The sequence below is a fragment of the Nitrosomonas halophila genome (assembly GCF_900107165.1).
GTDB lineage: Bacteria > Pseudomonadota > Gammaproteobacteria > Burkholderiales > Nitrosomonadaceae > Nitrosomonas > Nitrosomonas halophila.
In genome coordinates this window covers 13,586-37,819 of sequence record NZ_FNOY01000005.1, presented here as the reverse complement: position 1 = coordinate 37,819, position 24,234 = coordinate 13,586, and the positions used below count along the sequence as shown (strand labels likewise).

Sequence of the window (24,234 nt, the reverse complement as noted above, 5' to 3'; positions counted from 1 at the left end):
AATTGTATGTATCAAATGCTCAATACATTGTACGTCATGACACCAAGCGCTTATGTGCATTTGGAAAATAATACGTTGCGTATAGATGTGGAACGGGAAAAGCGTCTGCAGGTGCCATTGCACCATTTGGGGTCTGTGGTTTGCTTTGGCAATATCATGATATCGCCAGCATTGATGCATCGTTGTGCCGATGAAGGCATCAACTTTGTTCTGCTTGACGGAAACGGGCGCTTCAAGGCCAGGCTGGAGGGGGCTGTCAGTGGCAATATTTTGTTGCGCCAGGCGCAGCATCGCATGGCGGCCAATGTTTCGTTTGCATTGACGATAGCCAAGGCTGCGATTACTGGAAAATTACGCAACTGCCGCCAGGTATTATTGCGAGGAGCGCGAGAAGCATCGGATGAAAATGATCAGCAGGCGTTAAGTGTGGCAGCGCAATCCCTTGCTGTTTCGATTCGTAATTTGCCGTTTGCGGATAACCTGGATAGTGTGCGCGGCATTGAAGGGGATGCGGCAAAGACCTATTTCTCAGCCATGCCTTGTCTGGTACGTCGTGATATACGCGAATTTTTCACCATGAATGGGCGAACACGCAGGCCGCCGCGTGATCGCTTCAATGCGTTGCTGTCGTTTCTCTATTCCATGGTGATGAATGATTGCCGTTCGGCGGTTGAAAGCGTGGGACTCGATCCCCAGTTGGGTTTTCTGCATAGTGTTCGTCCTGGCAGAGCCGCGCTGGCACTGGATCTGATGGAGGAGTTTCGCCCGATTCTGGCAGATCGTCTCGCTCTGACATTGATCAACCGGGGGCAGATTTCTGAGCGGGATGTGCAGGAACGAGAGGGCGGGGCGGTTTATCTGCAGGATGATGCAAGGAAAATAGTGGTGACGGCCTATCAGGAGCGCAAGCAAGAGGAAATCACGCATCCCTTGCTTGATTCCAAAGTACCATTTGGATTGTTGCCACAGCTGCAGGCACGATTTTTATCCCGCACCATCCGGGGTGAAATGGATGGTTATATTCCTTTTCTTGTGAGGTGATCATGTTGATTATCGTGACCTACGATGTTTCGACAGAAACCAGAGAAGGCCGGAAAAGGTTGAGACGTGTGGCCAAGGTTTGTGAGGGACACGGTCAGAGAGTGCAAAAGTCGGTATTTGAATGCAAGGTCAATTTGATGCAATTCGAGGAATTGGAGCGACGGTTATTGGCCGAGATTGATGAAAAGGAAGATAGTCTTCGGCTTTATCGTTTAAAGGAGCCATTCGAATTGCATGTGAAAGAATATGGTAATTTCAAGGCTGTAGATTTTGAAGGCCCTCTTGTTATCTGATTTGCGCGGATGTCAAGCAACCGTAAAAATACAGGGATATTCGCGCTTCTGTTATCTATATGAAAAATAGACACATTCCATCAGGAAATCAAAATTCCTGCTCTCCTAAAAAGCTGATGCATATGGGTTCGCGCATTGGCTACAATTTTATTTGCTGTATGATGGAGTTGTAGTTGTACTGTAGCGCCCGGCCATTCGGCTGGGCGAGGATTGAAACGAATGGGAATTTCTGAACGAACCGGCCTGGCGCTGGTAGCGCCCGGCCATTCGGCTGGGCGAGGATTGAAACTTAAAAACGGTCTTACTGACGGCACTTTTTGCATGTAGCGCCCGGCCATTCGGCTGGGCGAGGATTGAAACAGCGCTGCGCCCACTGGCAACTATTACATTGAGCGTAGCGCCCGGCCATTCGGCTGGGCGAGGATTGAAACTCCAGAGTGTGCGTAACGGTAGGCTCTGCTTGCTTGTAGCGCCCGGCCATTCGGCTGGGCGAGGATTGAAACATTTTATATACCCTTGGCGCGTAGGTGTTTTTTTGTAGCGCCCGGCCATTCGGCTGGGCGAGGATTGAAACAACTTGCTTGCGCCTTCGGCAAAGATACCGCCGCGTAGCGCCCGGCCATTCGGCTGGGCGAGGATTGAAACATGTTAATGTATTAGCGTTGATAACTGTATTGGCGTAGCGCCCGGCCATTCGGCTGGGCGAGGATTGAAACACCGGCCTTCTTGCCGAGAGCTACAATCGGCAGGTAGCGCCCGGCCATTCGGCTGGGCGAGGATTGAAACACTTTGAATGTCCTCATCCTGGATGACTCCGGCCGGTAGCGCCCGGCCATTCGGCTGGGCGAGGATTGAAACCACCGCCCCGGCCCGTTTGCTGCAGCTCGAAGTGGGGTAGCGCCCGGCCATTCGGCTGGGCGAGGATTGAAACCAGCTTTTGCGCGCAAGTGTATTTGCGTTGGCCTGTAGCGCCCGGCCATTCGGCTGGGCGAGGATTGAAACCGGTGTAGGCGTAGTGCGGGTCTGATTTCATGGTGTAGCGCCCGGCCATTCGGCTGGGCGAGGATTGAAACCACGATTTTCCCGGTGATCACTGTCTGCAGTTGCGGTAGCGCCCGGCCATTCGGCTGGGCGAGGATTGAAACTGACTCTAGCGAGGATTTCCGGGCATCGAGACCTGGTAGCGCCCGGCCATTCGGCTGGGCGAGGATTGAAACAAAAAGCGATGGAGACAGCCAGATGATGGGTCCTTGTAGCGCCCGGCCATTCGGCTGGGCGAGGATTGAAACCGTTTATCATTTATCGCTCCTGGCATCGCTCCTGGCGTAGCGCCCGGCCATTCGGCTGGGCGAGGATTGAAACCGTTTATCATTTATCGCTCCTGGCATCGCTCCTGGCGTAGCGCCCGGCCATTCGGCTGGGCGAGGATTGAAACCGTTTATCATTTATCGCTCCTGGCATCGCTCCTGGCGTAGCGCCCGGCCATTCGGCTGGGCGAGGATTGAAACCGTTTATCATTTATCGCTCCTGGCATCGCTCCTGGCGTAGCGCCCGGCCATTCGGCTGGGCGAGGATTGAAACTGTTACTGTTACTGTTCTGATAGCATCAACAGCGGCGGTAGCGCCCGGCCATTCGGCTGGGCGAGGATTGAAACAGCCGTCCGGTTGCGTTCGTGTCCGGCAATAACGGTAGCGCCCGGCCATTCGGCTGGGCGAGGATTGAAACATAGACATGACCATCCGATCCACCCATGAAGGCCCGTAGCGCCCGGCCATTCGGCTGGGCGAGGATTGAAACTGGTTCCTGTTGTCTTTGAACCACTCAATAACAATGGTAGCGCCCGGCCATTCGGCTGGGCGAGGATTGAAACTTTATCGCGTTACGAGGCGAGCTGACCGAGTTTATGTAGCGCCCGGCCATTCGGCTGGGCGAGGATTGAAACAGCCAGTTATGAGCGGTGGATTATTGGAGGACCCGGTAGCGCCCGGCCATTCGGCTGGGCGAGGATTGAAACCAGCTTTTGCGCGCAAGTGTATTTGCGTTGGCCTAGTAGCGCCCGGCCATTCGGCTGGGCGAGGATTGAAACGTACCGGTAGGCTCTGCTTGCTTCCCGCTTGGCTGGTAGCGCCCGGCCATTCGGCTGGGCGAGGATTGAAACCTGGCTGGCGAGTGTTGCTCCCAGGTTGGATCCGGTAGCGCCCGGCCATTCGGCTGGGCGAGGATTGAAACAGGGGACGCGGTGTCTATCTCGGCAAAAAATCCTGTAGCGCCCGGCCATTCGGCTGGGCGAGGATTGAAACAAAGGTCGGGGGGTGTCTGCAGAGATCCCCCCGAGTAGCGCCCGGCCATTCGGCTGGGCGAGGATTGAAACCAGGTGATGTTTAAGTACTGCTCTCCAACCGCCGGTAGCGCCCGGCCATTCGGCTGGGCGAGGATTGAAACGCGTAGAAAACGATACCACATCGGCTATAAATGGTAGCGCCCGGCCATTCGGCTGGGCGAGGATTGAAACGAATCATTTATTGCCAAAGGTTCGACGCTGCCCGGTAGCGCCCGGCCATTCGGCTGGGCGAGGATTGAAACGCCACCATCCTGTAGTACCATTGCCACCAGCGCGACGTAGCGCCCGGCCATTCGGCTGGGCGAGGATTGAAACCAGGTGACATTTAGGTACTGTTCGCCGACTGCTGGGTAGCGCCCGGCCATTCGGCTGGGCGAGGATTGAAACGTACATGCCATAGTGCCGCATGGCCCGGTAGACAATGTAGCGCCCGGCCATTCGGCTGGGCGAGGATTGAAACTGGTAATGCTTCTCCTATTGTTGCTGATACTGAAGTAGCGCCCGGCCATTCGGCTGGGCGAGGATTGAAACTTCCAGTGGAATCCCGGCCGCCGAGGCCACGCGTGGTAGCGCCCGGCCATTCGGCTGGGCGAGGATTGAAACATGAATAAGGGGTGCCGAGGCTAGATCCGTTGAGGTAGCGCCCGGCCATTCGGCTGGGCGAGGATTGAAACTTGAAACGCAAGCCGGAGCTGTTAAAGCAGATTCGTAGCGCCCGGCCATTCGGCTGGGCGAGGATTGAAACCTGGCTGGCGAGTGTTGCTCCCAGGTTGGATCCGGTAGCGCCCGGCCATTCGGCTGGGCGAGGATTGAAACAAATCGATTGATCTTGAGTGATTCCGTGCCGCTGGTAGCGCCCGGCCATTCGGCTGGGCGAGGATTGAAACGAGTCGTTTATCGCTAAAGGGTCCACTTTACCCGGTAGCGCCCGGCCATTCGGCTGGGCGAGGATTGAAACTCTCACCGCGCTCCCACTGTTGCCAAGAGCGACGGGTAGCGCCCGGCCATTCGGCTGGGCGAGGATTGAAACGCACAGGTCGCTGATTTCAGCGGTAGCCGCTTTGAGGTAGCGCCCGGCCATTCGGCTGGGCGAGGATTGAAACAGCTTGCACCGTCCCGGAGGAACCGGGATTCCTGGTAGCGCCCGGCCATTCGGCTGGGCGAGGATTGAAACATGCTAATATTATTGTGGATGGTGATGGAGACAAGTAGCGCCCGGCCATTCGGCTGGGCGAGGATTGAAACTTGTAATAATCCTGGTAATGGAAACCCACCACATGTAGCGCCCGGCCATTCGGCTGGGCGAGGATTGAAACTGCTGTAGCTGAAGCTGTTTATAGAGAAATCACGGTAGCGCCCGGCCATTCGGCTGGGCGAGGATTGAAACGTTTGTGTCCGGGTTGACTGATGGTGTCAAATCCGGGTAGCGCCCGGCCATTCGGCTGGGCGAGGATTGAAACAGTAACACATCAACTCCAACTGCTATCCTACCCGGTAGCGCCCGGCCATTCGGCTGGGCGAGGATTGAAACATGCCGGGTACGCCCTCATCGTTTGCCGGTGGCGGGGTAGCGCCCGGCCATTCGGCTGGGCGAGGATTGAAACGTGAAAGTTTTACCCCATGGATTTTGGCGTCCAGGTAGCGCCCGGCCATTCGGCTGGGCGAGGATTGAAACCAGCAGTTTATTTAGTTCCGGCGCGCAGAAAACGCCGTAGCGCCCGGCCATTCGGCTGGGCGAGGATTGAAACCCGGCTAATCCAGGTGATCGGATTGAGGGTATGATGTAGCGCCCGGCCATTCGGCTGGGCGAGGATTGAAACGCACGCAAGGCACAACTGACATTCCCACTCCTGAGTAGCGCCCGGCCATTCGGCTGGGCGAGGATTGAAACCTCTTATAGGGTCGTAATCCAGACCGATCTTATTAGGTAGCGCCCGGCCATTCGGCTGGGCGAGGATTGAAACAGCAGCCGCTCCTGGTTCAGGGCAACGTTGTCCGTGGTAGCGCCCGGCCATTCGGCTGGGCGAGGATTGAAACTACGCGTATTTCCGTATAGCCCGCGATGTTAAAAGGTAGCGCCCGGCCATTCGGCTGGGCGAGGATTGAAACATTCGGTTGTATCGGGACGAGGCGCGCAACAGCGCGGTAGCGCCCGGCCATTCGGCTGGGCGAGGATTGAAACCTCCGAGGCGCTCAATCGTCTGGTTGATGGCGTGGGTAGCGCCCGGCCATTCGGCTGGGCGAGGATTGAAACATTACCTGCGCCTCATGCATTGTTCGCCCCTTTGCGGTAGCGCCCGGCCATTATGTCGAACGTATCAATAAACACTCGGAATCCCGTTCTGACCGGGTTTGTTTTTACGCCATACCGGGTTTACACTACTTATCCTAAAGGTTGGGCTGTGGTAGCTCGGAGTCTACGAGCTTGGTCTTCAGTGATCCTGAATGAAGGGATGTCCGGCTTCTCAGCTTTTCCGTTTCAATTCTCTCGTGGGATCGTGAGATAGGTTGTCAGTAAATTGATCTCGATGGCTGCTGAATGCTGCTTACTTATTACTTATCGATGGATGTGATTTCACACTTTTTTGAGGCGGTTGGGTACTTGGCTGCCTTGGCGGTTATCCGGGCCGATCAGATGAGCCGGGTTGAGGCAATCATTGAAGAACTTTTCTCAGCCAGCGTGAGATGTCGGCTAATTCAGGGTCGCAAACAGCATGTGCCATGGGGTATTCATGCCATTCCACTGAATGGCGATGCTCGCGCAGGTGTTGTTGCGAGGTGTTGGCAAGTGCGATGGGTACAACGGGGTCTTGAGTGCCATGTGCCATGAATATGGGTGTCGAAATGTTGGCGGAGTGGGCTTCCCGCGCCAAATGATGAGGCAGTGGCAGGTAGCCGGACAGGACCATGATGCCGGCCAGTTTGTGCGGAAGGCGTAGGCCGGTTTGCAGCGCCATGGCGCCGCCTTGGGAGAAACCGGCCAGCACGATTCTTTCGGCTGGCACGCCTTGCTGGATTTCATGTTCGATTAGCGCGGTGATCGCGCGCTGTGAGTTGCGTATCCCGGTTTCATCTTCCTGCCAACTTAAATCGTTATGTTTGATGTCATACCAGGCGCGCATTTTCCATCCGCCATTGATGGTGACAGGCTGGATGGGGGCGTGTGGAAATAAAAAACGGATGGGCGTCGCAGGGGGCAAATCGAGTGCCTGTACAATGGGCACGAAGTCGTTGCCGTCGGCGCCCAGCCCGTGCATCCATAAGATTGTGTGGGTGGGATTGGGGCCGGTTGTGATTTTGATTGCGGGGAGTAAGGATTGTGTGTCGAGCATGAATATAGGAATTGACTGAAGTAGCTGGCAGCGCTAGATTTGCTGTTTCTGACCGTATTTATTTTATACCAACACTGTTCAGGAGTCGTATGAAACGTAGGGATTTTTTCAAACTGATTGGCACCGGTGCGGCAGGCGCTGTGTTGTATCCTTCTATCTCGTCATCGGTGTTTGCGCAATCTTCGGCCCCGGCTAAATGGCGGAGTTATCGTTTGTCTTATGAGGTGGTCTTGCCATCTGCAGGAAAGGTTGCGCGTTTGTGGCTGCCTTTGCCGGATACCAACGATACGGATTATCAGTTTACGCAGGGCAGCAACTGGAATGGGAGTACGACTGCTGGTGGGTTCAGTGTTGTGCCTGATACGCGTTTTCCGATGTTTCACGCAACCTGGCAGGGCAGTGGTGAACGAAGCATGAAAGTCAGCAGCATTATCAAGACCGCTGATCGCTCTATTGATCTGCAGCATTATCGTGCACCGGCCTCGGCTGCCATACCGCAGGCGGTGAAACAATATTTGAAACCGAGCAAGCAAATTCCTATTGATGGCATCGTCAAGAAAACTGCGCTTGCAATTGCTCAACAGGCGGGTGCGAAAACGCCGCTGCAGCAGGCGCGAGCTATTTATGACTGGGTGATTGACAACGCGACTTTTGATAACAATCGGCGCGGGCAAGGCTGGGGGGATGTCCAGAATATGCTGGCGAAGGATGACCTCAATGGTAAATGTGTCGATATTCATGCGCTGTTTGTGGGGCTGGCGCGCGCCAGTGGCATTCCCGCCAGGCAGAAGTATGGGATCCGGATTAATGATTCGGTGCTCAATAAGCACCTGGGCAAATTTGGTGATGTCAGTCGCGCACAGCATTGCCGGGCTGAATTCTATCTGGCCGGCTTTGGCTGGGTGCCGGTAGATCCGGCTGACGTGAACGAGGTCATGGCATTGGATATGCTGCCCCGCAATCACGAATTGATTGCGCAATTGAGAGAGAAATTGTTCGGTTCCTGGGAGATGAACTGGGTGGCTTTCAATGACAGCGAGAATGTTGGCCTGGGCAAGACCAGTGCTGCGGGTAGGCTGCCGTTTTTCCTTTATCCGCATGCTGAAATCGACGGGCGGCAACAGGATAGCCTCGAACCGGAAACGTTTTCCTATAAAATCACGTCGGCTGCGTTGGTGGGTACAGGGGCCAAGTTGTAAAAATTTTCCACGGCAGTGACCGCAAAGCATCTGGGTGGCTGCCATGTTGTGTTACTGCCGGCTTTGTCAGGCAGCCGCAGCCACGAATGGATCTAATGCACTCGAATTGTTGAGTATGCTTCAATACAATTTCCAGTGGGCAGCGCCAGCAAATCGTTTTGCACGACAAAAATCGGTGCACAAGTGCACCCTACGCTACTAATTTGAGTTGTGTCATGCGGCTGGCTGGTCTGGTTGCGGGTGGCAATGCGGCCCCGAAGTCATTTTGCAATATTAATGTATTAGTGTGCATTGGTGTTCATTAGTGGTTGATCATTTCTTCCGTTTCATACTGGCCCCATGAGTGTTTCAAAAAGTATCTCTAGCTTCAGGCTGGTTCTTGTCGTTGTGGATGGACCAATGCCTGCTTGATGGTTTCCGTGTTCAAGTGGGGAGCGAACATTTCGATGAAGTCGTAGATGTAGCTGCGGATGTAGCAACTGCGGCTGATGCCGATCCGGGTGGTGCTTGGTTCGAAGAGATGGGCGGCATCGATGGCGCGCAGACCTTTATCGCGTACGGGGTCGAAGGCCATTTGCGCGAGAATCCCTACACCCAGCCCGATTTCAACATAGGTCTTGATTACGTCGGCATCGATGGCGGTCAGGACGACGTTGGGCTGCAGGCCCCTGGACTCAAAAGCTTGGTTGATTTTTGAGCGCCCGGTGAAGGCAAAATCATAGGTGATGATGGTGTATTGTGCGAGAGATTCCAGGGTCAATTTTTCCTGTTCCAGTAACGGGTGTTGGGGGGGTACCACGATGCAGCGGTTCCATTGGTAGCAGGGAAGCATGATCAGCTCGTCGAACAGCTCTATCGCTTCGGTTGCGATAGCCAGATCCGCCTCGCCTGAAGCAACCCAGGTGGATATTTCGGTGGGACTGCCTTGGCGCAGGGTGAGCCTGATTTTTGGATAGCGCTCGATGAATCGTTTGATGATGGGTGGCAGGGCGTACCGGGCCTGGGTGTGAGTGGTTGCAATGACGAGCGAGCCGCTTTCCTTGTCGTTGAATTCTTCTCCGACTCTTCTCAGATTATCCGCATCCTGGAGCATTCTTCTTGCGATTTCGAGAATGGCCTGCCCTGGCGGCGTGATTTTGGTGATGCGCTTGCCATTGCGTATGAAAATTTCCACCCCCAGTTCCTGTTCCAGTAATTGAATTTGTCGGCTGATGCCAGGTTGTGAAGTGTGCAGGGCTTCGGCGGCTTTGGAAAGATTGAGCTGTTGCCTGGCGATCTCGGAGAGATAGCGTAATTGCTGAAGTTTCATGGATATTATTAGCGCGGGTTATATGCTTGTAAAATAATATTATTTTATATTATATAAGATTTTTGTTATTCTGTTAGAAATACGAGAAGTTTATTCTGCGTAGCAGTGCATGATATTGCATCTGCAAGCATATCGCTGCGAGCGGTATATTGGTAAGTTGGATGAGGGACTTATTTTCTGCCGCTATCACCCGCTGGAAATCGCTGATCGATCTTGAGTGCGTATGATGCTGGCTCAATGAGGCTTTTTTTACAGCTTGACCCTGAATTTTCTGACTATTTTCTGACAATGACGTTACGCAGCGGGCGGTTATCGGATAAAATAGCATGTTTTGGCTGTTGAAAATTATTCCGTGGATATATGCATAATGCCATGGAAGCTATGGAGAGATGGAATGGATTATTTGACTGATCTTGCTGACAACGAGGAAATCGACGCCTACGAACAAGCCTTGCAAGGTTTCTTGAATGGCCAGATCGATGCAGACCGTTTTACGGCCACCCGTTTGCAAATGGGCATCTACGGCCAGCGTCAGGAAGGCGTGAACATGGTACGCGTCAAGATCCCCGGCGGACGTCTGGTCGGGACGCAACTCGATGCAATTGCCGATGTCGTTGAACATCACACGCAACGTGGCGAAGCGCATATTACAACGCGCCAGGATATACAACTGCATTATGTGCCACTGACGGATACGTCAGTTGTCATGCGCAAGTTGTCAAAAGGTGGATTGACGACGCGCGAAGCCTGCGGCAATACGATTCGCAATATTACGGCCTGTCCGCTGACCGGGGTATGTCCACGTGAACATACCGATATTACCCAGCATCTCAATGGCACGGTACGGCATTTTCTGCGCAAGCCGCTCAATCAGTTGATGCCGCGCAAATTCAAAATCAGCTTTTCGGGTTGTGAATCGGATTGTGCGCAAGCGATGATCCATGATTTGGGGGTGGTGGCTGTCAAAAACGAGGATGGGCGTTTCGGCTTCAAGGTGCTGGTCGGCGGTGGCCTCGGGCATAAACCCCATGAAGCGATTGTTGTTGAGTCGTTCGTCGAGGAAAAGGACCTGTTCCTGGTGATCGAGGCGGTGCTGACCGTGCACAACAAGTATTCCGACCGGGTCAAGCGCGCCAAGTCACGCATCAAGTTCCTGGTGGACCGGTTCGGTGAGGCGGGCTTCGTCGAAAAATATCAGGAGGAATTGGCTCGCGTCAAAGAAGCCTTGCAGAATCAAGGCTACCCCAAAGGCGAATGGACAACTGGCAGAACCGATGTCGCGGCCCCGGGACAAGGTGCACCACGTGAAATTTACGAACAGAAACAGGCTGGATTGCATGTGCTGCCAATCAGCGTGCGGCTTGGGCAGTTGACGGTGCCACAAATGCGGGGGCTTTCCGGGCTATTGAAGCGGTTCGATTTAGCGGAAATTCGCACCACCCAGGATCAGAATCTGATGCTGGTCAATGTGCCGCAGGCCCAGCTGGCGGATATTCAGGCGGTACTGGCCGATTTGGGACTGGGCTTGCCCAAGGCCGGTGACGATGTCGTGGCCTGCCCGGGTACTTCCACTTGCCGTTTGGGTATTACATCGAGCCCGACGGTAGGGGGTAAGCTGTCCGGGGGTGAGCATGATCTCCGTATCCGTGTGTCGGGATGCCACAATGGTTGTGCGCAGCCGGAAGCGGGTGATATTGGCATCTATGGCGAGGGCAAACGCATGCACGGCAAGCTGGTGCCACATTACCAAATGTATTTTGGTGGCAACGGCATGGCTGCAGGCGGACTGGCTTTCAAAGGGCCATCGGTGCCGAGTGCCCGTATTGAATCGGCCATCGACCGAGTTCAGGCTGCCTATGCTGCTGATCGCGCCGATAGCGAATCATTTTTTAATTGGACACGCCGCAAGGGTAAGGACTATTTCGTGGAGTTGATGGCCGACCTGATGGCTGTCAATGCTGAGGAAGTGCTGTCGGTCGTGCGCGATCATGGTCACACTGACGATTTCAGGGTGTTGCAACTGGGCGGTGGCGAATGCGCAGGCGCCAAGCAGGTACAGATCGGTACCACATTCTTTGATGCTGCAAACGAGCGAAATTACCGGAATGCCTTGAAGTTCCAGCGCAAGTTTGAGGAATCTGCGAAATGTGCCGAGGCAATCGCCTGGCTGATTGGCCAAGGATTGACCCAGCTGGTTGGCGGGCGCAAATGCGACACGCTGGCCGAGCAGGCGGAGGAATTGCTGCAAGTGTTGCCCGCCAAACCGGCTTTGGCCAAATCGCTGGCAAACTTTGCGCACTATTTCTCAAAACCTGCGGAAGAGTTGAATGATCAGTTGCTGACCGAGTGGTACGCTGAAATGGACGGCTGGACGAATGATGTTGCGGCATTCTGTATGGATTTTGACCGTCAGCTGGATTTGGCCGGTGCACTGCCCCAAACTGGAGCAGCTTCATCAAGCCGGCAGGAAACCCAGTCAGCTTCAGTGGCCTGATTGCGTAGGCTTGGTCTGATCGAACGCGCATGAGTCAACAGGATTTGCAACAGAAGGTTGAGCAGTTGTGCAGTGTGCTGGAGGATATCCAGCAAAACTATGCACCAGCGGTGTTCGCCAATAGTTTCGGTGCCGAAGACATGGTGCTGACAGACCTGATTGCGCGTCACTATCCGCAGATTGTGATCTTTACGCTTGATACCGGCCGTTTGCCGCAAGAAACCTACGATCTGATGCAGGCAGTGAAGGACCGTTACGCTGTTTCCATCCGGGCCTATTGCCCGGATGCGGCGTCGACTGAAGACTATGTCGCGCAGCATGGCCCGAACGGTTTCTACAAGAGCATCGCCTTGCGGAAAAGTTGCTGCTATTTGCGCAAGGTCGAGCCTCTGAAGCGGGCGCTGGCAGGGAAAAAGGCCTGGATTACAGGAATGCGGCGTGAACAGGCCGTGACACGTGACAGCCTGGAAATCTCGGCCTATGACAGCGAACACGGCTTGCATAAATTCAATCCGCTGTGTCACTGGACCCATCAGAATGTGTGGGATTACATCAAACAGCATGATGTGCCCTACAATGCATTGCACGATCGGTTCTACCCCAGCATTGGTTGCGCGCCTTGCACCCGGGCGATCACGCCGGGTGAAGATGTCCGGTCGGGGCGCTGGTGGTGGGAAAATCCGGATTCCAAGGAATGCGGCCTGCATGTCGAAAAAAAGTAATCTACACTTAAGGTGTTATCAAATAAATCAAAATGAATCATCGAGCTTTTACACATTTGGATGCCCTGGAAAGTGAGGCGGTCCATATCATGCGGGAAGTGGCGGCAGAATGCGCGAATCCGGTATTGCTGTTTTCGGGTGGCAAGGATTCAGTGGTCTTGTTGCGGCTGGCAGAGAAGGCTTTCCGGCCAGGCCGTTTCCCGTTCCCTTTGATGCATATCGATACTGGCCATAATTTCCCGGAAGTTATCGAGTTTCGTGATTACCGGGCCAAGGAGCTGGGTGAACGTCTGATTGTTCGCAGCATGGAGGATTCCATTCAGCGCGGGCGGGTGGTCCTGCGTTCCGAAAACCAGAGCCGCAACCCGTTTCAATCAATCACTTTGCTGGATGCGATTGCGGAATTTGGATTCGATGCCTGTATCGGTGGTGCACGCCGGGATGAGGAAAAGGCGCGTGCAAAAGAACGCATTTTCTCGTTCCGAGATGAATTCGGCCAATGGGATCCAAAAAATCAGCGCCCGGAGTTATGGAGCCTGTTCAACACGCGTACTCACCCCGGGGAAAATATCCGGGTGTTTCCTATCAGCAACTGGACAGAACTGGATGTGTGGGAATATATCGGGCGCGAACGCCTGGAGGTGCCATCCATTTATTTCGCACATCAGCGGGAGGTCATTCCGCGGAACAGCGGATTGTTGCCGGTCTCGAGCTTGGTTCAACCTGGAGCGGACGAGCATGTGGAGAGCATGATGGTGCGGTTCCGCACGGTTGGAGATATGAGCTGTACTTGTCCAGTGGCGTCTCAAGCCAGCAATGTCGAGGAAATCATTGCCGAGACCGTGCTGACCCGTATCACTGAACGTGGCGCGACGCGCATGGATGATCAGACATCCGAAGCGTCGATGGAATTGCGCAAACGGGAAGGCTATTTCTAATCCAAAGTTTAATCATTCCCCATCTTAATTTTACTTTTCTTCAAAGGTTCATCTAGTACATGTCAGTCGTTGAAAATGTCGGACTCGATCGTGCCGAGTTGCTTCGATTTATTACTGCCGGAAGCGTGGATGATGGGAAAAGCACCCTGATCGGGCGCTTGCTGCATGATTCGAAATCCATATTCGAGGATCAGCTGAGTTCCATTGCCCATACTTCCAGCAAGCGTGGTATGGAAAAAGTCGACCTCTCTTTGCTGACGGATGGTCTGCAGGCAGAGCGGGAGCAGGGAATTACCATCGATGTGGCCTACCGTTATTTCACCACTCCTAAACGTAAATTCATTATCGCTGATACGCCCGGGCATGAGCAATATACCAGGAACATGGTGACGGGTGCTTCTACCGCCAACCTGGCTATTATCCTGATCGATGCGCGCAAGGGCGTACTGACACAATCGAGGCGGCATGCCTTCCTGGCCAGTTTGGTGGGTATTCCGCATTTGGTTGTGGCCGTCAACAAGATGGATCTTGTGGATTATTCCCAGGAAGTTTTCGAGCGCATCTGTGCCGATTTTGCTGCTTTTGCCCAAAGATTGGGGTTGCGTTCCATCGATTATATTCCCATGTCCGCTCTACTCGGGGATATGGTGGTGGAGCGGGGCGACCGGCTGGACTGGTATAGCGGCAAGCCTTTGCTGGAATTGCTGGAGACCATCGATATCGAGCATGATCTCAACACGAAAGATTTTCGTTTTCCGGTGCAGTGGGTCTGTCGCCCGCAAACGGAGGCGTTGCATGATTTCCGCGGCTATATGGGGCGTATCGAATCCGGTGTGGTGCGCAAGGGAGATGCGGTCACCGTGTTGCCTTCCGGTTTGACCTCGCACATTAAGGAAATCCTGTTCTATAACGATGCGCTGGAAAGTGCTTTCGCACCCCAGTCCGTAACGTTGACAATTGAAGACCACCTGGATATTTCGCGGGGCGACATGCTGGTCAATTCTGGCAAACCGCCCCGCACCATCCGTGAATTCGATGCCATGCTTTGCTGGCTGTCTGAGAGCGGATTTGATCCCAGGCGGAAATATATCGTCAAGCATACGACGCGTATGGTCAAGGGTTTGATTGCCCGGATCGATTACCGCGTGGATGTCAATACCATGAATCATGAAATGACCGATACGCTCAGCATGAACGATATCGCTCGTGTCGGGATGAAAGTGCAGCTGCCGCTGGTTGTGGACACCTATGTGAACAGTCACGGCACCGGCTGTTTTATTCTGATCGATGAGATTACCAATAACACGGTGGCCGCCGGCATGATCTGTGATTCGGAAGACTAAACCTGGAACTCCCGGTTAAGGCTTGGCGCTGTTTGATATAGCTATTATTGATACTCCTGGAAAGCCTGCAAATGATCCGGGTCTGCCGGGAGTATGAATCCAGCTATTTGTTCCCATTATCCTACGTAAAAATACCTGAATAAACATGATTGATTCACCCTCAACATCCGCCCATCCTTCGACAACTGCTTTGGCTACCCTCGCGCTTGGTTATGGCATGACTTTCAGAGAGTTATATGATCGTGAGGGTCTGGTCAAGCTGGATCAAATATTTCTGGATGTCCTCAAGGAAGGTGACGCGGCATTGCGAGTCCGCCTGGATCAAGCGCGTCAGCATCCTGAGTCACTGGCAACGAAAGACGAATCTGCCCTGCTGATAGAATTGGCGCCCTGGTTGGAGGACTTTATCGCGACTTTGTTCGGTATTGGCAATGAGGTGCGTGCCCTGGCCCAACGGCATCATGAGCTGGCGCCGCTTTATTTTTGTAAACGTCAATTCGTACAGCGGCGTGCCAAAACCAAGGTGAGTGAGCAGGTGCTGCAGACTATCGACGGATTGACACTGGAACAGAAACTGGTGGAAATATTCGGACAGCCTTTTTCCGAGTTGGCGTTTGCGAGGCATGTTGCTGACTGGATGGAAGATGAAGCCCAGTATGCCAATCAGATTGAGCTGGCCTTGCATTATGCCGCATGGGCGCTGCGCACGCCGGAAGGCCAGGCGCATACTCGGCAGGGTGTTTTGTTCAAGTCCCCGCGCAAGCTGAATCCACAGCATTTGCTGTCGCTGGTTACTGAAGACAGCGCGGGCTATACGATGCATCATCTCGATCATTTGCGTCACCGGGAAGGTTTTTCTCTGACCGATACTGGCACTGACCTGGTCGGTGCGTTGGACGAAGCCAATTATTGTATCTGGTGTCACGAGCAGGGCAAGGATTCCTGTTCGAAAGGGTATTTGCAAAAATCGAAGGATGCGCCCGAGAGCAAGGTGTTCAAGAAAAGCGATCTCGGCGCTTTGCTGGCAGGTTGTCCATTGGAGGAGCGTATCTCCGAGTTTCACAAACTCAAGACACAGGGCGTGGCGGTGGGCAGTCTGGCAATGATCGTGCTGGATAATCCAATGTGTGCCGGCACGGGGCACCGGATTTGCAATGATTGCATGAAATCCTGCATTTATCAGAAACAAGATCCTGTCAATATCCCGCAGGCGGAAACGCGGACGCTCAAGGATGTGCTCGAGCTGCCATGGGGATTTGAGATTTATAGCCTGTTGACGCGCTGGAATCCGCTTGATCTGCACCGGCCTTATCCCAAATCGCCCACTGGCAAAAAAGTACTGGTAGTGGGAATGGGCCCTGCGGGCTATACCTTGGCGCACCACCTGATGAATGATGGGCATACGGTCATCGGCGTGGATGGACTGAAAATAGAGCCCTTGGACGCCGGAATATCTGGTGTGGACATGAACGGTGTCCGTATGCCTTTTACGCCCATTCATGATGTCGAATCCTTGCGCGAGGATCTGAATGAGCGCCAGCCCATGGGTTTTGGGGGGGTTGCGGAGTATGGTATCACGGTCCGCTGGGACAAGAATTTTCTGAAACTGATCCGGCTTTTACTGGAACGGCGCGCCGAATTTGCGCTCTTTGGCGGGGTACGTTTTGGCGGTACATTGAGCGTTGAAGATGCCTGGAACATGGGTTTCGATCATATTGCGCTGGCCGCCGGTGCTGGGCGTCCGACTATTCTGGATTTACCCAATGGGTTGGCGCGCGGGGTGCGGGCAGCATCCGATTTTCTGATGGCACTGCAATTGACCGGGGCTGCGCAAAGCGATTCCATTGCCAATATGCAGTTGCGCTTGCCGGTGGTGGTGATTGGTGGTGGGTTGACTGCCATTGATGCGGCCACCGAGGCGCTTGCCTATTATCCCGTGCAAGTGGAGAAATTCCTGCATCGCTATGAAACATTGGTGGCCAAACAGGGTAAGGCGGTGGTAGAGGCTGGCTGGGATGATGAAGAGCGGGAAATTGCAGCTGAGTTCATGAATCATGCCCGCGCCATTCGGGAAGAGAAAGCACAGGCTGCTCAGGAGGGCCGCACGCCACGGATTGCGCAGTTGTTAAGATCCTGGGGAGGCGCGACGATCACGTATCGCAAACGTTTGATCGATAGCCCTTCTTACACGCTCAATCATGAAGAAGTAGAGAAAGCCCTGGAAGAAGGGATCTATTTTGCCGAAGGACTGACGCCTTTGCGGATTGATGTGGACCGCTGGGAGCATACCCAAACGATTCGGTTTGCGGTGCAGGCACTGGATGAGGAAGGTCGCTGGCACAAGACTCGGGAAGTGGATTTGCCCGCACGGGCAATTCTGGTGGCGGCCGGGACACAGCCCAATACCGTACTTGCGCGGGAAGATGCCGGTAACTTTAAGCTTAACGGACGTTATTTCGCATCCTGCGATGAACAAGGCCAGCCTGTTGACGTGATCAGAGGTAATCCAAAACCGGAAAAAGCAGTGGTTTTGCTCAGCCGTTCGGATGATGGGCGGTTCATCAGTTATTTCGGTGATCTGCATCCTTCTTACTCGGGCAATGTGGTCAAGGCTATGGCCAGTGCCAAGCAGGGTTATCCGGTCGTGAGCCGGGTGCTGGCGCAGATTGCACCGGCAGCAAGTACGCCGGTGCCGGATTTCATGGATGAACTCGGGTCTCTGTTGCGAGCAACAGTGCATAAGGTAGAGCGACTGACTGACACCATTATCGAGGTGGTTGTCCATGCGCCACTGGCTGCCCGTCATTTCCAGCCGGGGCAGTTTTACCGTTTCCAAAATTTTGCGGCGTTGTCCAAGGTTTCCGAGGAGACGCGCCTGGCAATGGAGGGCATTGCGCTGACTGGTGCGGCGGTAGATGTCTCGAAAGGGTTGGTATCGTTGATTGCGCTGGAAATGGGCGGCTCGGCAGATTTGTGTACATTGCTCCAGCCCGGTGAATCGGTGGTGTTGATGGGCCCGACAGGCACGCCAACCGAAATTGTGTCCAATGAAACGGTTGTGCTGGTTGGCGGTGGATTGGGCAATGCAGTATTGTTTTCGATCGGTGCAGCAGCGCGTGCGGCAGGCTGCAAGGTATTGTACTTCGCAGGCTACAAGAAATTGGTCGATCGGTATAAGGTCGCCGAGATCGAGGCGGCCGCCGATACCATCGTCTGGTGTTGCGATGAGGCGCCAGGCTTCGAGCCATCGCGGCCGGGCGATGCGAGTTATGTTGGCAATATCGTTCAGGCGATGGTTGCATATGCTCGTGGCGAGCTGGGGCAGCCTGCAATTGCTATGCAGGAAGCAGATCGTATCATCGCGATCGGTTCCGACCGGATGATGGCTGCAGTCGGCGCTGCCCGCCATCAGCAGCTGGCGCCCTACTTGAAGGCAGGCCATTTTGCGGTCGGTTCGATCAATTCACCGATGCAGTGCATGATGAAAGAAATTTGCGCGCAGTGCCTGCAGCCACAGAAGGATCCTGTCACGGGTGAGGTGTCATATGTCTTTTCTTGCTTTAATCAGGATCAGCCACTGGATTGGGTCGACTTTAGCGGGCTTGCTTCCCGCCTGCGGCAAAACAGTGTCCAGGAAAAACTGACGAGTCAATGGATTGATCACTGCTTGCATGCTGAAAGTCATACGGCTACATCTTGACAGGGGTTCGTAAGACCGGATTGGATTTCATCTGATCCAAATTGATTTATAATTCAGGGCTGACTTGAATCTGGGAGTCTGTAAAAAATGGCGTATGCATTTAACAGCAAGGGCCTGATGATGGGTGCGCAGCAGCCGAGTTTGTGAGAAGCGGTCAGGCAATCAGGATCATTGTTTTTGCCGTAACCAGAACGCGCATCTGCTTTGCAGACAATTAATATTTTGATTTTATTAACGAATTAGCAAGATAACAGGGGAGAGTATCCATGCACATAGGCATACCTGCCGAGACGCGTGCAGGTGAGACGCGTGTGGCGGCCACGCCCGAAACCGTCAAGAAATATACAGCCAAAGGATTGCACACAGTTTTGGTGCAAACTGGCGCGGGAGCGGGTGCCAGCATTCCGGATGCGGCGTATCAGGAAGCTGGCGCGACCATCGTTGCCGAAGCGTCGCAGTTATATGAGCAATCCCAAATTGTATTGAAAGTTCGCGGCCCGCAAGCTGATGAGCTTGCCCTGATGCGCAAGGACGCTGTCCTGATCGGTTTGCTGTCACCGCATCATGCCGAAGGCATTGAAGCAATGGCCAAGCATGGCCTGACCGGCTTTGCCATGGAGAAATTGCCGCGGATCTCCCGTGCGCAAAGCATGGATGTGTTGTCTTCTCAGGCCAATATTGGCGGGTATAAGGCCGTGATCATGGCAGCCAATGTTTACCAGAAATTCTTTCCCATGCTGATGACGGCGGCGGGCACGGTAAAAGCCGCGCGCGTATTGGTGCTGGGAGCTGGGGTGGCGGGATTGCAGGCAATTGCCACGGCCAAGCGGCTGGGCGCTGTGATTGAAGCTTTCGATGTGCGCCCAGCCGTTAAGGAGCAGGTCGAGAGTCTCGGTGCAAAATTTGTGGAAGTCCCATTGACCGATGAAGAAAAGGCAAATGCCGAAACGGCTGGCGGCTATGCTGCCGAGATGTCCGAGGATTATAAGCGCCGCCAGGGTGAGCTGATTCATGAACGTGCGGCGGCAGCGGATATCATCATTTCCACTGCCCTGATTCCTGGGCGCCCGGCGCCGGTTCTGATCAAGGAAGATACTGTCAAGGCAATGAAGCCGGGTTCGGTGATTGTCGACATGGCAGTAGAAGCCGGGGGGAATTGTCCCTTGTCGGAATTGAACAAGACTGTGGTGAAGCATGGCGTGCATCTGATTGGTATCGCCAATCTTCCCGGGTTGGTGGCAACTGATGCCAGCGCGCTCTATGCACGCAACCTCATGAATTTCCTGAATCTGATGCTTGACGCCGAAACAGGGGCGCTCAAGGTGGATCGGGAAGACGAAATTATCGCCGGTAGTCTGATTTGTGCAAATGGTGAAATCATCAGCTGAACATGAGTGGGTGTATTGCTGATTTTTGAAAATTTATGAATTTAGAAGGGAAAGAACATGATTGGCGAAATTGATCCAACGATCATTCATCTAACGGTGTTCGTTTTGGCCGTATTTGTTGGTTACCATGTGGTATGGAATGTGACGCCAGCCTTGCATACGCCACTGATGTCAGTGACGAATGCAATATCCAGCATTATTCTGGTCGGTGCGATGCTGGCTGCCGGAACCGCAGAGTCTGACTGGGGCGTCTGGTTGGGTGCGGTTGCGGTCGTTTTGGCTTCTGTCAATGTATTTGGTGGATTTCTCGTAACCCAGCGAATGCTGGAAATGTTCAAGAAAAAAGAAAAGAAAGGGAACGCCTAAATGTCCGCTAATTTCATTGCACTCGCTTATCTCGTCGCAGCGGTATTTTTTATACTCGCACTCAAAGGATTGAGTTCGCCGCTTTCAGCCCGGCGCGGCAATCTTTTCGGTATGCTGGGGATGACGATCGCTGTGGCGACCACGCTGACCATTACCGAGAACTGGGCATTGATTCTGGGCTGTATTGCTATCGGCGGCTTGATTGGTTCCATCGTGGCGCAACGTGTTCAGATGACGGCCATGCCGGAGCTGGTCGCATTCATGCATTCGCTCGTTGGTCTGGCGGCCGTATTCATTGCGATCGCCGCTGTCAACAATCCTGTTTCATTTGGTTTGCCTGAAGTGCTGCCGACCGGTAGCAAGCTGGAGCTTTTCTTGGGTACGTTCATTGGCGCCATGACCTGGTCGGGTTCTGTGATCGCGTTCTTGAAACTCTCCGGCCGTATGAGCGGCGCACCGATTGTTTTTAGCGGTCAACACCTGCTCAATCTGTTGTTGGCGATTGTCATGATAGGGTTCGGCCTGTGGTTCTTCTTCACTGAAACCACCAACTGGACTGCATTCTCCGCCATGACGGCCATCGCCTTCCTGCTGGGCTTCCTGATCATTGTTCCCATCGGCGGGGCGGATATGCCGGTTGTGATTTCCATGCTGAATTCTTATTCGGGATGGGCGGCGGCCGGTATTGGTTTCTCCCTCGGCAATCCGATGCTGATCATCGCAGGCTCGTTGGTGGGTAGTTCCGGTGCGATTCTGTCCTACATCATGTGCAAGGCGATGAATCGCCCATTCCTGTCGGTTATTCTGGGCGGCTTTGGCAGTGATGGGGGTGCCCAGGCTGCGGGTGACGGGACACAGAAAACCTATCGCAGCGGCAGTGCCGACGATGCGGCTTTCCTGATGGGTAATGCCGATAGCGTCATCATTGTGCCAGGCTATGGGCTGGCTGTGGCACGTGCCCAGCATGCTGTTAAAGAGCTTGCAGAAGCCCTGCTCAAGGCAGGTGTGAATGTGCGTTTTGCCATTCATCCGGTTGCAGGCCGTATGCCTGGCCATATGAATGTGCTGCTTGCCGAAGCAGAGATTCCCTATGAGCAGGTATTGGAGATGGATGAGATCAATAGTGATTTTTCCAATACAGATGTGGTGCTGGTGCTGGGTGCGAATGACGTCGTGAACCCGGCCGCCAATGTGCCAGGCAGTCCTATCTATGGCATGCCAATTCTGGATGCCTACAAGGCACGTACGGTGATGGTGGTCAAGCGCAGCATGGCCGCCGGCTATGCTGGCCTGGACAATGACCTGTTCTATATGGACAAAACCATGATGGTATTTGGTGATGCCAAGAAAGTCGTGGAGAATATGGTCAAGGCGCTATAGCGCATGCTTTGTTGAGCTTTGCAAACAGAGATGGCCGCGAATCCAGGAAGAATCAGAGTTGGATTACTTCCTGGACTCAAGCCACTCTCTGGCTGCTTTTTGTGCGTCTGTCAATTGTTTGGAGCTGAGTGAGCGCATGGCTTTGTCCCGCGCCAGCATTGCTTGTTCGACGCCTGCAGCAGCAGCCAGATTGAACCACATATAGCTTTTCTCAAGATCCATATCTACCCCCTGACCTACCTGATAGAGCAATCCAAGCTCATATTGTGCGAAAGGGTGATTCTGCTCAGCTGCCATCATGAACCACTTGGCCGCTTCTGAAAAATCCTGCAAAGTGCCTCTGCCGGCTAGATAAAGTAACCCCAGCTGGTATTGTGCATCGGGATTGCCTTTGTTGGCCTTTTCCAGAAAGAGATTTACGGTATAAAACCGATTGTCGCTCGGATCGGGCAAGCCGGATTTTTCATTTAAGGCCTGTGTGTCAATCTCCTGGCCACGTTCGACTGCTGCAGACAGAATGGGGTTTGAGGCAGGACCATTTGCAGCGGTGGATATAGCATCCTGCGCAGTTTCAGTGACGCTGGCTGGTGATTGAGAGGAAAGTCTTGCCGAACTGATCTCATCGGGCGATAAAGCCAGCCAGACAAATGTGCCAAATAGCAAAATCCCGCCTGCACTGAAGGCAGCCACAAAATATGCGCTGGTATTCCGTTCCCAAAAGCGAGCCTTGCAATCACGGCAGCGGAAGGGGGCAAGAAACAGGTTTGAAGCGGTTCGCTCACCGGGCCTGAAGCGTGATTGATGTACACGCTTGCTGCCGCATTGGGGGCAATTGTATGTCATGGCGAAATTGTTATAGTGTGAGGACGCATACCGTTAAGTTGGCTGCGTAGTAGATTCACAATAAGGACTCGTTAACAAATAACCTGAAAATAACTTGAGCATACGCCGGTCTGCGCCAGAAGCGACCCCAACCCGAAGGGTTGTTGCGTATTCGGGCATCTGCGGCGTTGCGAGGCTTGCCAATAGAACGACCATACGGCTTCGCCTCGCGCCTTGCATCTTTCCCGAATACGTAACCGTATACCCAAGTTATTCATTAACGAGCCCTAAGGGTAAATAGCCATTTTACCAATACCTTTTGCTGATCTGGCAATAAATGCATAGTCACCCTGTAAATTGCGTTTGGATGGGAAGCGGAGCGTATGCGTTGTTACGCTGCCATGCGACTGATAAGCCGTGCCATTCAGCTGGTAGCGCGATCGGCAATCGGGTTGGTTTGTAAATTGCGGCTTATTCAGCATAAAAGTATCCACAGGCAGGACCAAGGGGTTATGACCATGCTGAAGAGCGGTGTGCTGTAGGAAGTGTGTTGAGTAACTGCGTATCAGGGACCAGGGCAGGGATATGGCGTTAACCTATTATCTTGGCCCCTTAAGGGACATCCTGCGCCATCGCAATGATAGCGCTTGAATTGTCAGTTGGCATTGTTCTGATCCAACTGACAGCATGGTGTTGAGATTTCGGCTATATCTGACTTTGCAGCCAGTTATGGATACCTACTTTTTGTATCATGTCACGTTCCGTTTCGAGCCAGTCGATATGTTCTTCCGTATCTTCCAGGATGTGCTCGAAAATTTCGCGTGAAACATAATCTTGCGTGGATTCACAGGCGGCTATGGCACTGATCAGGGTTTCGCGGGCGGCCAGTTCGAGATCCAGATCGCAGGTCACGCACTCTTGTGCAGATTCTCCGATCAGTAGCTTATCAAGCTGCTGGAGATTGGGCAGGCCTTCGAGGAAAAGTATGCGTTCGATGAGCTTGTCTGCATGTTTCATCTCATCGATCGATTCATGGTATTCGTGTTCTGCCAGCTTATGGAATCCCCAGTTTTTATACATACGGGCATGTAAAAAATACTGGTTGATAGCGGTCAATTCGTGCTGAAGCTGACGATTGAGCCAACGAATGATATCTGCATTACCTTTCATGTTTGTCTCCTTGAGTATTAGGTAGCCGGCTCGCTCTGAGCGGTTTCCGGGCGAGCAGCCTAGGAACCGCCAGCGGGTTCGGGCGAAGGTGTCAGCTGTCGTGATTTGTCCAATGCCATTTTTACATGGCAGGCACACGCGCCGCACTCCCCGGCCACTCCCAGGCAAATTCTCAAATCACGCATTCTTTCAGCGCCTTGCTGAACAGCACTGTGAATATCGCGATCCGTGACGCCTTTGCAGACACAAATATACATGAAAGATAGCTCTTAGAGAATGAATTTTCCGATAATTGATTGGCTGTAGCCTACGTGCATTACCAGGTTCGATGGGTTGCTAATGAGAATGATTCGTAATTATATTCCATTCAGACTGATTTGCAAGCAATAAGTTCT

The 24,234-nt window shown here is 53.5% G+C and carries 16 protein-coding genes and 1 CRISPR repeat array; of the genes, 11 read left to right on the top strand and 5 right to left on the bottom strand.

What is annotated here, in order from left to right; genetic code table 11:
* Positions 1 to 6 precede the first annotated feature (6 nt).
* Together cas1c and cas2 are read left to right on the top strand one after the other, a co-directional pair.
* On the top strand, positions 7 to 1,041 hold the full coding sequence (gene cas1c, locus BLV85_RS02160) for a type I-C CRISPR-associated endonuclease Cas1c (protein ID WP_090411669.1): 1,035 nt from the start codon (positions 7 to 9) through the stop codon (positions 1,039 to 1,041).
* Between the two features lie 2 nt (positions 1,042 to 1,043).
* Positions 1,044 to 1,334 (top strand): CRISPR-associated endonuclease Cas2, encoded by a 291-nt coding sequence (gene cas2, locus BLV85_RS02155; RefSeq protein ID WP_090411667.1) that lies wholly within the window; start codon positions 1,044 to 1,046, stop codon positions 1,332 to 1,334.
* A gap of 180 nt (positions 1,335 to 1,514) precedes the next feature.
* A CRISPR array of direct repeats spans positions 1,515 to 5,930; the repeat unit is 37 nt; unit sequence GTAGCGCCCGGCCATTCGGCTGGGCGAGGATTGAAAC.
* Positions 5,931 to 6,330: 400 nt separating this feature from the next.
* Here cas2 and BLV85_RS02150 read toward each other — a convergent pair.
* Positions 6,331 to 7,008, bottom strand: a complete 678-nt coding sequence (locus BLV85_RS02150; protein WP_090411665.1) for an alpha/beta hydrolase — start codon at positions 7,006 to 7,008, stop codon at positions 6,331 to 6,333.
* A gap of 89 nt (positions 7,009 to 7,097) precedes the next feature.
* Here BLV85_RS02150 and BLV85_RS02145 point away from each other — a divergent pair, with 89 nt between their 5' ends.
* Entirely contained in the window at positions 7,098 to 8,207 is a 1,110-nt protein-coding gene (locus tag BLV85_RS02145) for a transglutaminase-like domain-containing protein (RefSeq protein WP_090411663.1), read from the top strand.
* Between the two features lie 367 nt (positions 8,208 to 8,574).
* Here BLV85_RS02145 and cysB read toward each other — a convergent pair whose 3' ends face one another.
* Entirely contained in the window at positions 8,575 to 9,516 is a 942-nt protein-coding gene (gene cysB / locus BLV85_RS02140; RefSeq protein ID WP_090411661.1) for an HTH-type transcriptional regulator CysB, read from the bottom strand.
* Between the two features lie 394 nt (positions 9,517 to 9,910).
* Here cysB and BLV85_RS02135 point away from each other — a divergent pair, with 394 nt between their 5' ends.
* The 8 genes from BLV85_RS02135 to BLV85_RS02100 all read left to right on the top strand — a co-directional run bounded on the left by BLV85_RS02135 (position 9,911) and on the right by BLV85_RS02100 (position 21,847).
* Entirely contained in the window at positions 9,911 to 12,010 is a 2,100-nt protein-coding gene (locus BLV85_RS02135; RefSeq protein ID WP_090411659.1) for a nitrite/sulfite reductase, read from the top strand.
* A gap of 29 nt (positions 12,011 to 12,039) precedes the next feature.
* A complete protein-coding gene (locus BLV85_RS02130; RefSeq protein ID WP_090411657.1) occupies positions 12,040 to 12,732 on the top strand; it encodes a phosphoadenylyl-sulfate reductase in 693 nt (230 codons plus the stop codon).
* Between the two features lie 32 nt (positions 12,733 to 12,764).
* Positions 12,765 to 13,670: a sulfate adenylyltransferase subunit CysD gene (gene cysD, locus BLV85_RS02125; protein WP_090411655.1), complete on the top strand. Its 906-nt coding sequence runs from the start codon at positions 12,765 to 12,767 to the stop codon at positions 13,668 to 13,670.
* Between the two features lie 59 nt (positions 13,671 to 13,729).
* Complete coding sequence (cysN, locus tag BLV85_RS02120) at positions 13,730 to 15,013, top strand: sulfate adenylyltransferase subunit CysN (protein ID WP_090411653.1); 1,284 nt, start codon at positions 13,730 to 13,732, stop codon at positions 15,011 to 15,013.
* Between the two features lie 145 nt (positions 15,014 to 15,158).
* Positions 15,159 to 18,713, top strand: a complete 3,555-nt coding sequence (locus tag BLV85_RS02115; protein WP_090411651.1) for an FAD-dependent oxidoreductase — start codon at positions 15,159 to 15,161, stop codon at positions 18,711 to 18,713.
* Between the two features lie 266 nt (positions 18,714 to 18,979).
* Complete coding sequence (locus tag BLV85_RS02110) at positions 18,980 to 20,101, top strand: Re/Si-specific NAD(P)(+) transhydrogenase subunit alpha (protein WP_090411649.1); 1,122 nt, start codon at positions 18,980 to 18,982, stop codon at positions 20,099 to 20,101.
* Positions 20,102 to 20,158: 57 nt separating this feature from the next.
* The gene (locus tag BLV85_RS02105) at positions 20,159 to 20,467 is read left to right on the top strand and encodes an NAD(P) transhydrogenase subunit alpha part 2 (RefSeq protein WP_090411647.1); all 309 of its coding nucleotides are present in this window, start codon (positions 20,159 to 20,161) and stop codon (positions 20,465 to 20,467) included.
* On the top strand, positions 20,468 to 21,847 hold the full coding sequence (locus BLV85_RS02100) for an NAD(P)(+) transhydrogenase (Re/Si-specific) subunit beta (protein WP_090411645.1): 1,380 nt from the start codon (positions 20,468 to 20,470) through the stop codon (positions 21,845 to 21,847).
* Between the two features lie 63 nt (positions 21,848 to 21,910).
* Here BLV85_RS02100 and BLV85_RS02095 read toward each other — a convergent pair whose 3' ends face one another.
* From BLV85_RS02095 to BLV85_RS02080, 3 genes are all read right to left on the bottom strand, one after another.
* Entirely contained in the window at positions 21,911 to 22,690 is a 780-nt protein-coding gene (locus BLV85_RS02095) for a tetratricopeptide repeat protein (RefSeq protein ID WP_090411643.1), read from the bottom strand.
* 684 nt (positions 22,691 to 23,374) lie between these two features.
* Positions 23,375 to 23,839, bottom strand: coding sequence for a bacterioferritin (bfr, locus tag BLV85_RS02085; RefSeq protein WP_090411639.1), 465 nt, complete (start codon positions 23,837 to 23,839; stop codon positions 23,375 to 23,377).
* A 59-nt stretch (positions 23,840 to 23,898) separates the two neighbouring features.
* A complete protein-coding gene (locus BLV85_RS02080; protein ID WP_090411637.1) occupies positions 23,899 to 24,096 on the bottom strand; it encodes a (2Fe-2S)-binding protein in 198 nt (65 codons plus the stop codon).
* Between the last annotated feature and the right edge of the window lie 138 nt (positions 24,097 to 24,234).

What these genes read in the sequence shown, in the direction of transcription:
- cysB (WP_090411661.1), bottom strand. Translation starts at nt 9,516, where the DNA reads ATGAAACTTCAGCAATTACGCTATCTCTCCGAGATCGCCAGGCAACAG.
- BLV85_RS02100 (WP_090411645.1), top strand. Translation starts at nt 20,468, where the DNA reads ATGTCCGCTAATTTCATTGCACTCGCTTATCTCGTCGCAGCGGTATTT.
- BLV85_RS02095 (WP_090411643.1), bottom strand. Translation starts at nt 22,690, where the DNA reads ATGACATACAATTGCCCCCAATGCGGCAGCAAGCGTGTACATCAATCA.
- BLV85_RS02135 (WP_090411659.1), top strand. Translation starts at nt 9,911, where the DNA reads ATGGATTATTTGACTGATCTTGCTGACAACGAGGAAATCGACGCCTAC.
- BLV85_RS02130 (WP_090411657.1), top strand. Translation starts at nt 12,040, where the DNA reads ATGAGTCAACAGGATTTGCAACAGAAGGTTGAGCAGTTGTGCAGTGTG.
- BLV85_RS02110 (WP_090411649.1), top strand. Translation starts at nt 18,980, where the DNA reads ATGCACATAGGCATACCTGCCGAGACGCGTGCAGGTGAGACGCGTGTG.
- cysN (WP_090411653.1), top strand. Translation starts at nt 13,730, where the DNA reads ATGTCAGTCGTTGAAAATGTCGGACTCGATCGTGCCGAGTTGCTTCGA.
- cysD (WP_090411655.1), top strand. Translation starts at nt 12,765, where the DNA reads ATGAATCATCGAGCTTTTACACATTTGGATGCCCTGGAAAGTGAGGCG.
- BLV85_RS02115 (WP_090411651.1), top strand. Translation starts at nt 15,159, where the DNA reads ATGATTGATTCACCCTCAACATCCGCCCATCCTTCGACAACTGCTTTG.
- BLV85_RS02145 (WP_090411663.1), top strand. Translation starts at nt 7,098, where the DNA reads ATGAAACGTAGGGATTTTTTCAAACTGATTGGCACCGGTGCGGCAGGC.
- cas2 (WP_090411667.1), top strand. Translation starts at nt 1,044, where the DNA reads ATGTTGATTATCGTGACCTACGATGTTTCGACAGAAACCAGAGAAGGC.
- cas1c (WP_090411669.1), top strand. Translation starts at nt 7, where the DNA reads ATGTATCAAATGCTCAATACATTGTACGTCATGACACCAAGCGCTTAT.
- bfr (WP_090411639.1), bottom strand. Translation starts at nt 23,839, where the DNA reads ATGAAAGGTAATGCAGATATCATTCGTTGGCTCAATCGTCAGCTTCAG.
- BLV85_RS02080 (WP_090411637.1), bottom strand. Translation starts at nt 24,096, where the DNA reads ATGTATATTTGTGTCTGCAAAGGCGTCACGGATCGCGATATTCACAGT.
- BLV85_RS02105 (WP_090411647.1), top strand. Translation starts at nt 20,159, where the DNA reads ATGATTGGCGAAATTGATCCAACGATCATTCATCTAACGGTGTTCGTT.
- BLV85_RS02150 (WP_090411665.1), bottom strand. Translation starts at nt 7,008, where the DNA reads ATGCTCGACACACAATCCTTACTCCCCGCAATCAAAATCACAACCGGC.